The 11,683-nt window shown below is 69.3% G+C and carries 8 protein-coding genes; 2 read left to right on the top strand and 6 right to left on the bottom strand.

What is annotated here, in order from left to right; genetic code table 11:
* Nucleotides 1-245 precede the first annotated feature (245 nt).
* The 6 genes from ACZ7L4_RS42545 to eccB form a co-directional block, all read right to left on the bottom strand.
* On the bottom strand, nucleotides 246-1,652 hold the full coding sequence (locus ACZ7L4_RS42545; RefSeq protein WP_472110608.1) for a S8 family serine peptidase: 1,407 nt from the start codon (nucleotides 1,650-1,652) through the stop codon (nucleotides 246-248).
* Between the two features lie 264 nt (nucleotides 1,653-1,916).
* Nucleotides 1,917-3,293, bottom strand: coding sequence for a S8 family peptidase (locus ACZ7L4_RS42540; RefSeq protein ID WP_472110606.1), 1,377 nt, complete (start codon nucleotides 3,291-3,293; stop codon nucleotides 1,917-1,919).
* An 88-nt stretch (nucleotides 3,294-3,381) separates the two neighbouring features.
* Entirely contained in the window at nucleotides 3,382-4,929 is a 1,548-nt protein-coding gene (locus ACZ7L4_RS42535) for a hypothetical protein (protein WP_472110604.1), read from the bottom strand.
* Between the two features lie 44 nt (nucleotides 4,930-4,973).
* Nucleotides 4,974-5,318: a hypothetical protein gene (locus ACZ7L4_RS42530; RefSeq protein ID WP_472110602.1), complete on the bottom strand. Its 345-nt coding sequence runs from the start codon at nucleotides 5,316-5,318 to the stop codon at nucleotides 4,974-4,976.
* A 120-nt stretch (nucleotides 5,319-5,438) separates the two neighbouring features.
* Nucleotides 5,439-6,674, bottom strand: a complete 1,236-nt coding sequence (gene mycP / locus ACZ7L4_RS42525) for a type VII secretion-associated serine protease mycosin (RefSeq protein ID WP_472110613.1) — start codon at nucleotides 6,672-6,674, stop codon at nucleotides 5,439-5,441.
* Nucleotides 6,675-6,756: 82 nt separating this feature from the next.
* A complete protein-coding gene (eccB, locus tag ACZ7L4_RS42520; RefSeq protein ID WP_472110600.1) occupies nucleotides 6,757-8,259 on the bottom strand; it encodes a type VII secretion protein EccB in 1,503 nt (500 codons plus the stop codon).
* 257 nt (nucleotides 8,260-8,516) lie between these two features.
* Between eccB and eccE the strand changes: the two genes are divergently transcribed.
* Complete coding sequence (gene eccE, locus ACZ7L4_RS42515) at nucleotides 8,517-9,920, top strand: type VII secretion protein EccE (protein WP_472110598.1); 1,404 nt, start codon at nucleotides 8,517-8,519, stop codon at nucleotides 9,918-9,920.
* Entirely contained in the window at nucleotides 9,920-11,569 is a 1,650-nt protein-coding gene (locus ACZ7L4_RS42510) for a hypothetical protein (RefSeq protein WP_472110596.1), read from the top strand. The genes eccE and ACZ7L4_RS42510 overlap by 1 nt, the downstream gene beginning before the upstream one ends.
* The last annotated feature ends 114 nt before the right edge of the window (nucleotides 11,570-11,683 follow it).

The raw sequence follows: 11,683 nt of genomic DNA, 5'->3' as shown, positions 1-11,683 counted from the left end.
GGCCGTCGGCCAATCGAACCCCAACATCTCCAACAACCACGCCAGCTCGTCCGGCAGCATCATCGCCATGGCGGCATCTCCCCCGTGTCGCCGAAAACCGCACAACCCCGTGCGTCCCAACAGCCCTGATTTTGCTCGTAGGTTACCAATATGATCGAACAACAGGGCGACCAAGGCGCGCAGTTCACTACAGAACGCATGAGACCCGTGACCGGGTGAGTGGTCACGGGTCTCGTCGGTCTTGCCTACTGGCGCGGGGGCCCCCACTGCGGGGGTTGCTGCTGGCCGTAGGGGCCGGGGTGCGGTGGGGGTTGGGGCGCGTAGCCGCCCTGCTGGTAGGTGGGTTGGGGTGGGTAGCCGCCTTGGTGGTAGGCGGGTGGGGGCATGGTGCCGGGTCCGCCGGGGCCGCCGTGGTTGTTCTTGTTGCGGGAGACGATGACGATCACGACGACCACCACGATGACGACGAGCGCGGCGATGCCGATGCCGAGGTAGAGGAGCATGTTGGAGCTGTCGTCGTCCGAGGAGTCGGAGGCGTTGCCGGCGGCGGGGGAGGCGGATGCGCCGGCCTTGTCGTCCGAAGGCTTCGGGAGCGAGGACAGGTCCCAAGGGCCGTTCGCGTGGCCCTTGGGGATGTTGGCGGTGAGGGCCTTGAGCGGGCTCAGGTCGCCGTAGCCGTGGTAGGCGTCGGGGAGCTTTGACTTGTCGATGCCCTTGGCGATGTAGGTCGACTTGATGATGCGGTTGACCAGTTGGCCGGGGGTGTAGTCCGGGTACTTCTGTTTGAGCAGGGCGAAGGCGCCGGAGGTGATGGCGGTGGACATCGAGGTGCCGTCGGTGGTGAGGTAGTCGCTCTTGTGGCTGTTGCCGTTGGCATCCTCGAAGTCACCGTTCGCGGTGGCCATGATGAGGTTCTTCGCGGGAGCGGTGAACATCAGGGACTTGGAGTAGTTCGAGGCGCCGTTGTCGTCGTCCCAGCGATTGCCGTCTTGCGTGGAGCCGCCGACCTGGACGACTCCGGCGACGGAGCCGAGGCCCCTCTTCTCTTCGACCCCGTCATTGCCGGATCCCTGGACGACAACCACGTTGTGGTCGAGTGCGTAAGCGATGGCACTCTTGTCCACCTCGTCCGCGTAGTCCTGGCCGACGGAGATGTTGATGACATCGGCGCCTTGGTCGACGGCGTACTTGATTGCCTCGTCCCATTGACAGACATGTGGATTGTCGGCGCCGACGGGGCCGCCTTCGTTCTCGAAGATGTCGATGGGGAGGATCTTGGCGTCCGGGGCGAGCCCGAGAACGCCCTGGCCGTTCTCGGCCCCATGACCGTGGCCCGCGATGAGCGAGGACATCGCAGTGCCGTGATCGTCGAGCGTTTCATTGTTGGCCGGCTGGTCGTCCTTGCAGCGTTTCCCAGGAAGAACGCTGCCAACGAGGTCCGGGTGTGAGCCGTCCACACCGTCATCGAGGACGGCGACGGTGACACCCTTGCCGGTGGCGACTTTGTGGATGGCGTCGATGTCGAACGCCTTGTTCTGCCACTGGTTGTTTCTGGTCGCGTCCGCCGATGCGGCCGATGCGGTGCCGAGCACCAGGGCTCCCACCATGGCTGCGCCACCGATTGTGCGGAGCGTTCTGTGCGCGAAGCGCATGCTCTGACACCTTTCTGATTTGGGTCCGAGGTGTAAGTCGTGTGATCCCGACTGGGGAACGGCCGGGCGCGCGCTGCTTTCCTGCGCCTGTAACGCCCGTGCCGACGCAGCGGTTGCGGAACGTCAACCCCGGGTCCTCCAACGTCGAGTTGGGCTACGCGCCCGCGGCGGTCACGTCCTCATGCGTGAGGCCCGTGACCGCGGGTGGGCGGTCACGGGCCTCACGGTGTTGCTGGGGGCGTGCAGTGTGCGGTCAGTCGGTGCTCACTGGCGCGGTGGACCCCACTGCGGGGGCTGCTGCTGGCCGTAGGGGCCGGGCTGCTGCGGCTGGGGCGGGTAGCCGCCCTGCTGGTAGGCGGGCGGGGGCATGGTGCCGGGGGCACCGGGTCCGCCGGGGCCGCCGCGGTTGTTCTTGTTGCGGGAGACGACGACGATGATGACGATCACCGCGATGATGACGAGGGCGCCGATCCCGATGCCGACGTAGAGCAGCGTGTTCGAGCTGTCGTCGTCCGAGGAAGAGGCGCTGGGGGCGGAGCCGTCACCGGCCGCCTTGCCCTTGTCGCTGCCGGAGGCCTTGGGGAGGGACGACAGGTCCCAGGGGCCGTTGGCGCTGCCCTTGGGGATGTTGGCGGTGAGGGCCTTGAGGGGGCTCAGGTCGCCGTAACCATGGACCTTGTCAGGGAGTTTCGTCTTGTCGACGCCCTTGGCGATGTAGGTCGACTTGGTGACGCGGTTGACCAGTTGGCCCGGGGTGTAGTCCGGGTACTTCTGCTTGAGGAGGGCGAAGGCACCGGAGGCGATGGCGGCAGACATCGAGGTGCCATCGGTAGTGAGGTAGTCGCCCTTGTGGCTGTTGCCGTCGGCGTCCACGTAGTCGCCGTTGGCGGTGGCCACCGTGATGCCCTTGCCAGGCGCAGTGAAGAGCAGGTGCTTCGAGTAGCTCGACTCTTCCCAGGGTGTCCCGCTCTGGGTCGAGGCGCCTACCTGGACGACTCCAGGGACGGAGCCGAGTCCGCCGTTGTCCTCGACTCCGTCATTGCCGGAGGAGAGCACCAGGACGACGTTGTGCGCGAGTGCGTAAGCGACGGCTTCCTTCGAGTCCTGACCGGCAAAGCCCTGGTCGAGCGACATGCTGACGACGTCGGCGCCCTGATCAACGGCGTACCGAATGGCTTCCGGCTTGGTGCACGCCGTCTTCCGCCCGATTCCGGATTCGTCGCCCTCGCTGCCATCAGCGGAAAAGATGTCGATGGGAAGAATCTTGGCGTCCGGAGCCATTCCCAGCATGCCCTGGCTGTTCCCTGATCCGTGGCCGTGGCCCGCGATCAGCGATGCCATGCCTGTGCCATGGTCGTCGCTGATTTCGCGGTTGGCGGGCTGGCCGTCCTTGCACCGCTTACCGGGGAGAACGCTGCCTGTCAGGTCGGCCTGATTGCCGTCCACACCGTCGTCCAGAACGGCGACGGTGACACCCTTGCCCGTGGCTACCTTGTGGATGGCGTCGATGTCGAACGCCTTGTTCTGCCACTGGTCGTTTCTGGTCGCGTCCGCCGAGGCGGCCGATGCGGTGCCGAGCACCAGGGCTCCCACCATGGCCGCGCCGCCGATCGCGCGTAGCGTCCTGTGCGCGAAGCGCATGCTCTGACACCTTTCGTGGTGAATTCCGTGCTGATGTGCGTGGGGCCCACGACCGGAAATGGTCGTGGGCCCCACGAACGCTATCTGGTTACTCGATGACGGGCGGATTCGCCTTGCGGTCCTTCGGCTTCCAGGTGCTCTCGTCCTCGACGAGGTAATCGGGAAGACGACTGCCGTTCCCGCCTTCGCCACGTCCCTTTCCGGCGCCGCGTCCGCCGGCGGCTCCGGCGGGGCCGAAGCCGTTGCGGCCGTTCTGGCCCTTGCCGGCGGCGCCGGCACCGCCCGCGGCACCTGCGCCCCGGTTGCGGAGGCCCGAGCCGCCGGGGGTGAACGCCCCGCCGGTCTTGCCCTTGGCTCCGCCGACCACGCCGCCCTTCAGGCGTGCTCCAGCGCCGTTCTTGCCGCCGAGGGCACCCTTGCCGGCCGCGCCGCCTGCGCCGTGGGCGCCGCCGCCCATGCCGCCCATACCGCGACCCGCGCCCGCGCCCGTGCCTCGACCTGCTCCTGCGCCGGTACCTCGGCCGGCCATTCCAGAACGTCCGGCCGCACCGCCGCCCGCCCCGCGGGCAAGCCCCGCCGCGCCGCCGGCGAGTCCGCCCGCCATGCCACCGGCCATGCCGCCGCCCAAACCGGCTCCACCGGCTCCGGCGCCACCGCCGACTCCGCCGCCGGCCCCGAGACCGCTGCCTGCGCCGGTCGCGGAACCCGGGCCTCCGGTGAGACCGGGGGCTGCACTGTCCAGGTCCGTACCGATCTGGGACGGGGCGGTGCCCGAAGCGGTCGGCGGCTTCAGGCCGTTCGCGTCGAAGCCGGGGATGCCTTGGCCGGCTCCGCCTCCGCCGATGCCTGTGCCACCGCTGATGCCCGGATTGGTGCCACCGGCGCCGGGGACGTTCATGTCACCAGGGCCCTTGATGTCGGGCTTGTTGGGGACCTCCGGCGGCTTGTAGCGGGTGTCGTCACCATTGAGCTGCGCGGCGTTCGTCTTGTAGACGTGCCCCAACTCCTCCATGTGTGTCGCAGCCTGGAGCGCCGCCTGCCTCTTGGCGCCCATCTTGTCGCCCCACTTGCCCATGACGTCCCGGGTGTCCATGCCGCTGGCGAGGTCGGCATCGATGCTGCTTCCGGAGCTCCTGACGCTTTGGTACAGCTGGTACTCGGTGTACAGCTGCGTGGCGGGGTTGGCGAGCATCATGGCGAAGTCCTTGGCGGACATGTTGGTGAACATGTCCGTCGCGGTGTCCCACGCCTCGTCCCACCAACTGACGTCGATGCTCTGGACCTGATCCTGGATCCTGTAGAGGTTGTCCGCAGAGTTGTCCATCGCCTTGCCGGCGAGCTGGGCGAAGTTGCCACCCTTGGCCATCTCCTGGCTGATCTTGTCAGCCTCTTGCTTGAACTTGTCCGCGGACGAGCCCTTCCACTTCTCCAGGACCTTCTTCACCGCGTTGTCGAACTGTTGCTTGAGGCCGCCGCTGCCGTCGGAGCCCACGAGGTGCTCGTGGACCTCGGTCCAGTTCTGCGCGACCTCCTTGACCGTCTGCGGTTTGGCGTCCGCGACCATCTGCTTCAGTTTGTCGAGGTCGTTCTGGTTGAAGTGGGTGTCCCAGCCCTTGCCCGACCCGGTACCACTCAAGCCGCCGCCCGACGGCGCGTCAGCCACCATCTCCCCGTCCCCCTTCAGGCGTTGCGGTTTGCGACGCCAGAGTCACCGGTCTCCTTGACCGCGTTGTCGGCCTCGGCGTCCTGGTACTTGCCGCGGGCCGTGTCCGTCTTCTTGCCGAACTTGTCGACGAGCTTCTCGATCTTCGCGATCATGTCGACTTCGATCTTCTGCTTCATGTCCCCGTGCGCGTTGTACAGGTCACTCGCCTCAGAGAAGTCAACGCCCAAGGCACCTTCTGGGATGTACGTCCCGTACTTGGCCTTGTCCTTCGGTCCACTCATATCGCTGAGGACCTGATTCAGCTCCTTGACCACCTGGTCAAGGGCGTCAAGATCGACCTCGTAACCACCATCAGCCATCGCAGGCCGCCTTCCCCGTTCTCCCCGAAATGCTGTTGTGCCGCGCGCAGTTCAGTACGCAGGCAGCTTCTCTAGGATCGCTTCCCGCACACCGAACTCACAAGTCGAGCACAGGTTCCCTCACACAACGTCCTCGCCCCGCCGCCGCAACCAGTCCCGACGCGCCATCGCCCCCGCCGCGATCACCGCGAGGCCGATGCCGCCGCCGATCACCAGGTACGTGCCGTAGCGGGAGTTGCGCTCCGCCGGGGTTTCGCCGAGCGTCAGCTTTGCGGCGGTGATCTTTTCGCCGCCGGGGCCCGCGGCCGTCGCGCCCTGCAGGTCCTCGTTGGTGATCTGCTGGGTCGGCGCGCTCTCGTCCTTGATGGCCGCCACCGGGTCGATGACGCCCCAGCCGATGTTGTTGTCGCGGTACGCGTGCGAGCGCGACGCGGTGTCCTCGAGGTGCCAGATGATCTGCTCGGGCTTCCACGTGGGGTGCTTCTGCTTGAGGAGGGCGGCGACCCCGGCCGCGTACGGGGCGGCGAACGACGTTCCCTGGTCGACGCATTGGCCACCCTGCGGGACCGTCGAGACCATGTCGACGCCCGGGGCCGCGATGTCCACGTGCTTGTTCGGCGTGGAGAACGGGGCGCGTTCGTTGTTCCGGTCGGAGGCGGCGACGGACAGGATGTTCGGGTTCTTGAGGGCCGCCGGGTAGGTGTTGGTGGCCTTGCCCGACGAGCCGCTGTTGCCGGCCGAGGCGACGATGAGGGCGCCCTTGGCCTCGGCGTTGTTCACCGCGGTCTGCAAGGGGCCGAGGTTGGACACGTTCGCCGTCGTGCCCTGCGAGATGTTGATGATCTTCGCGCCGGCCGAGACGGCGGCGTTGATGGCGTCGATCATGGTCGCCAGATTTCCGCCCTCCTCCGCCGTGCTCGTCTGGAGGGGCAGGATCTTGACGTCGGGGGCCAGACCGTGGAAGCCCGAGCCGGCGATCGGGGAGGCCGCGATGATGCCGGCCACCTTCGTGCCGTGGCCGACGCCGTCGGTCGTGGCCCTGCCCTTGCCCTTCGCGAACGACTTGCCGCTCAGGACCTTCCCGGTCAGCTGCGGGTTCTTCGTGTCGACGCCCGTGTCGATGACGGCGACGGTCACGCCCTTCCCCTTGAGCTTCTTGCCCTCCCACAGCTGCTCGGGGATGACGCGCTGCAGCGACCACGGCGTGCCCTTGATGACGTTGCCGCCGAACTGGCAGTCGGTGGAGGCCAGTTGGGTGCCGTCGTCCGCGACGGCGGGCGTCGCGGTCAGGCAGGCGAGTACGGTCGTCGCCGCGAGCGCCGCGGCCGTGCGTCGAGCGGCGACGATGGGTGCCATGGTGGGTGCCACGGTCTCTCTTCCCCCTATGAGTTCTGCGCCATCAGTTCTGCGCCGGCGATGCGGCGTCAGGAGTTCCGCGTCAGGAGTTCTGCGTCTGCTTGGCGGCCGTGGTCGTCAGATCCGGCCCGGACGGCAGCAGCTTGGACCACTGTGCGGGGACCGACACCTTGCGCGTCTTCTCGTAGCCGAGGCGGATCTGCGCCTTGCCGACCTCTTCCTTCTCCGAGCCCGACGAGTCCTTGCCGGAGTCGTTGTTGACGGGGAGGTAGTAGCGCAGGCCGGTGTCCGTGACCAGGTAGTTGAAGCCGCTGGCGGACTTGCCCTCCTCCTCCTGGTAGAGCAGGCCGCTGCCCGGGCTCACGTACGAGGACGCGCTCGACGCGACCGAGGTGATGGGCAGGGAGGAGCCGGCCCAGGCGCTCAGGTTGGTCGACTTGCCGCCGTTGTAGACGGAGCAGGAGGTGTCGTTCGAACCGCCGTTGGCGAGCGCGACGGCCTTGGTGGGCCAGGTGTCGGCGCCCTGCATGGACGCGCCCCGGTCGACCGACAGCTCGGGCTCCTGGATCGTCTTCGGGGTGGAGTCGCTCAGCGTCTCCCGGAGCAGCTTCGCCTGGAAGTCGGAGACGGGGACGACCTTGTCCTGCTCGACCAGGTAGTGGTCGCCGCCGTTGGTCTTCAGGAGCGTGCCGGTGGTGCGGAACTTGGGCGGAACGCCGTCCGCGCTGGAGGCCCCGCCGTCGCCCGGCACGTACGGCAGCTTGATCGGCTGGGGGCTCTGGTTGAGCGTGGCCAGCCAGTCGTCGGTGACGGTGCGCGGCTGGGCGCTGTTGCCGAACAGGGTGCGCACGAGCGAGTCCAGGCTGCCGCCCTGGCCGGCCTCCAGCTTGTACGCCACGCCGCGGCTGCTCACGAGGTACGGCGTCCTGGCCTCGTCCTGGACGTACAGGGCCTTGCCGGAGTCCAGCTTCCCCGAGCCCTTCGACGTGACCTTCTTCGCGTCGTCCTTGTCGAGGACGAACACGGTCTGCTGCGTGGACGTGGACATCGCGTCGGCGCCGCCGATCGCCTGCTGGCACAGGGCCCACACCTTGGCCGTGCCCGCGTCCTTGTCGTTCGGCATTCGGTCGGGGGCGTACGGAATTCCGACCATCGAACCCTGGGCGATATTCGATTCGTCGAGGAACTTCTCCTTGACGGTCTTCACGGAACCCTCACCGCTGTTTTTCGGGTTCAACAGAAGCTTCGCGGACGCGAGGTTGAGGACAGGGTGCAGGACGGGCTTGTCCTTGCCGTTCTTATCCTTCTTGTCCGACTTGAGTACGACGTATCGCGTCGCCGACGGATCCGTGACGATGATCCCGGCCTCCGGCGTGTCCCAACCCTTGGGCGCCACCGGGCTGATCATGCCGCAGGCGCCGAAGCCCGCCAGCACCACCACGGCCATGACGATGCCCGGGACCGCGTGCTTGAGCGGCCGCGGGGCGCTGTCCACCGATCCATTGGGGAGTGGTTTGAGAAAAGCGGCAACGGTCCGCTTGCGTGCGAAATTGTAGGCATTCAGCTCATCACGACGTGATGCCATCGTTACGTTTTCTCCCCGTCCTCGCTGGACCGTGCTGGACTATTGCTGCTGGCCCACTTCTCGACCACCCCCGGCGCATGCGCCGCACGGGCCTCTACTATGCCGTGTGGTGATCGGGCCGTAGCGTACGGGTACGGTTTTTCCACGCGCCAGCCGACGTTGGGTCCCGATGGCCCGGGGCGGTCCGATTGCGACCGATTCAACCCAGCCGGCCATCACGAATCATCACAGCAGCGAGCGAAGGAGCAGGGCGGGGGATGTCCAGCGCCAGCAGGACCCGACAGCGCGGCAATCAGGGGCGACCGGCCCCGAACGGGCGCCGCGGAGGGGGCCGTTCCGGCGGCCGCCCCACCGGTCGACCGGGCGGGCAGGGCGGACGCGGCGGGCGTGGTAGTCGTACCGCGCAGGTCGCTCCGGAGCCGCAGCAGCAGGCCGCAGGCCCGGCGAGACCGAAGCTGCCTCGCAAGATCGGCAGCATCGGACCGGTCAGCACGCACCACTTGGTGATCATCGAGATCGCGCTGGCACTCGTCGTGGCGGCCGCCGCGATCAAGGCCGTGCTGATGGTGCCCGCCGCCATCGTCGGCGGGCTGCTGGTCTTCCTCCAGCTCGGCCGGCGCCGCCGCCACCCGCTGCCCGAGTGGATGGCGATCGGCCGCGCCCTCAAGCGCCGCCGCCGCGCCTTCAGCGGTCCGCCGCCCGCCGACATCGACAGCGGCTTCGCGCCGCTCCTCGAAGCCGACCCGAGCCTGCGGACGTACGAGTACGAGGCCCGGGACCGACGCCTGGTCGGTTTCGTCGGTGACGGCTCGTTCCTGACGGCACTCGTTCAGGTGGACTCCGCGCCCGGCCCGCTGCGCCCGCAGGGTGACGCGCGGCCGCTGCCCGTCGAACTGCTGGCCGACGCCCTGGACGTCGAGGACATCCACCTCGAATCGGTGCAGTTGGTGCAGTACACCCAGCCCGCGCCCGCCCCGCACCTGCCGCCGCAGGCCCTCGCCGCGCAGGCCTACGCCGCGCTCCAGGCGCAGGCCGGCACCCCGGCGGTCCGGATGACGTGGGTCGCGCTCAAGCTCGACCCCGAGCTGTGCCCGGAGGCCGTCGAGGCCCGCGGCGGCGACTTGCGCGGCGCCCAGCGCGCCCTGCTGCGCGCCGCCGACCAGCTGATCAGCCGGCTCAACGGTCAGGGCTTCGTCGCCGAGGTCCTCGACGAGAACGCCGTGCTCTCCGCGCTCTCCGTCGCGACCTGCGTCAACCCGCGCGCCAACCTCAACGCCCAGTCGCAGCGCGGCAGTTCGGGCCCGCGTACGGAGGAGACCGTGCGCGCCTGGCGGTGCGACGACCGCTGGCACGCCTCGTACTGGATCGGCACCTGGCCGCAGCTCGGCCGCGGTGGCACGCCGCTCGGCGCGCTCGCCGCCGGCCTGTCCACGACCCGTACGCTCGCGACGACGTTCAGCGTCGCCCTCGCGCGCGCGGGCCGTGAGGACGTCGCGGTCAGCGGGCACGTGCGCCTCTCGGCGCGGAGCGAGAACGAACTCGGTCAGGCCAAGCGCGAACTCGAGCGCGCCGCCTCCGGCCTCAAGGCCGGCCTCGTCCGTCTCGACCGGGAACAGCTGCCCGGCCTCCTCGCCACCCTTCCCCTCGGAGGCACGCGCTGATGAGCACTCCCGGAAACCAGGACCCCCGCCAGCAGATGACGCCCGAGCAGCACGCGGAGCAGGAGCGTCGGGCCGCGGAGGCGGCGGAGCGGCGCAGGCAGTGGGAGGCGCAGCAGGCCGCCGCCCAGCAGCAGGGCGGGTACGGCTACCCGCAACAGGAACAGCAGCAGGAACAGCAGCAGTTGACGCCCGAGCAGCACGCGGAGCAGGAGCGTCGGGCCGCGGAGGCGGCGGAGCGGCGCAGGCAGTGGGAGGCGCAGCAGGCCGCTGCCCAGCAGCCGGACGGCTACGGCTATCCGCAACAGCAGCAGCCCACTCCTGAGGCGGGTGGCTACGGGTACCCGCAGCAACAGCAGCAGCCGACGCCCGAGGCGGGCGGCTATGGGTACCCGCAGCAGCAGCCGGTCCCCGAGGCCGGCGGCTACGGATACCAGCAGCAGCAACAGCAGCCCACCCCCGAGCAGGTGGCGCACCAGCAGGCCGCCCAGCAGCAGGCGGCCGCCCAGCAGGCCGCCGCGGAACAGGCAGCTCAGCAGCAGGCCGCCGCCCAGCAGCAGGCCGCCGCGGCCCAGCACGCCGCGGAGCAGCAGCAGTTGCGCGCCCGCTACCAGGAGGAACAGCGCCGAGCGGAGGAGGCCGAGGCCCGCCGCCGCGAGTGGGAGGACCAGCAGCGCCAGCAGCAGATGGCGCAGCAGCAACAGCTCGCGGCCCAGCAGCAGGCGGCCGCCCAGCAGCAGTACGCGCAGGCGCACCCGGACCAGCAGCCGCAGGATCCGTCCCAGGGCGTCGTCGGTGGCATCGCCCAGGTGCCGCAGCAGGCTGCTCCCGCGACCGGCACCACCATGACGTACGCGCCCGCGCCGGAGGTCGGCTCCGGCCGGCCCACGCACCGGGCGCTCCCCGAGGACCCCGCGCACGAGGACGACTTCGCGGAGTTCGAGGAGGAGTTCACCAGCCCCGGCTACGGGCTGCGCGGCCCGCGCCGCCGCCGGCACGTCATGTCGAAGAAGTCGCTCGGCTCGCTCGGCGTGAGCGTCGGGGACGACGGTGTCGTCATCGGCGTCGACCCGCAGGGCAGCCCCGCCGTCCTCGACGTGCTGCGGCCGAAGCCCCGCGAGATCGTCGTCGTCGGCTCGATGTGGACCGCGCAGATCATCGCGCTGCGCACCGCGGCCATCGGCGCCCGGATCGCCGTCGAGTCCGTGCGGCCCGCCGCGTGGGCGCCGATGGCGCAGGCCGCGGGCGGCGGACTGCAGTGCGTCTCGGTGTACGAGCCGCGCCAGATGGCCGCGCAGGGTGCGTCGGTCGCCAGCCCGGTCCTCGTCGTACGTGACCTGGGCGCGCAGCCCGGCCGTTCGCAGATCGCGCCGACGCCCTGGCAGTCGACGCTCACCGTCGTGCCGTTCCTCGGCCCGCGCGCGCCGCGGCTGCTCGCCCGCGCCGACGTCATCGGACTGCAGAACCTGTCCCCGCAGGAGGCCGAGGCCATCGGCCGAGTGCTGCGGCTTCCGGAGCAGATCACGCAGACGCTGCCGACGCTCAGCGAGGCGACGATGCTGTGGATCGCGGGCGACAAGCACCAGTACGTCATGGTGCAGCCGACGGAACCGGAGACCGGGCTGCTCGGCGGCCCGCGCCGGATGGACTGACGCCCGGCGGACCGGGCGTGGGGCGGGTGGCCCCGAAGAGGCGTGGGGTGGCCCCGTGGAGAGCGGGTACGCGACATGTGCCGACGGGTACGTGACACGTACCGCCTTTACGGG

The organism is Streptomyces sp. NPDC107575, from assembly GCF_055657265.1.
The sequence above is the reverse complement of the archived record's forward strand: the minus strand, read 5'-3'. Positions and strand labels throughout refer to the sequence as shown.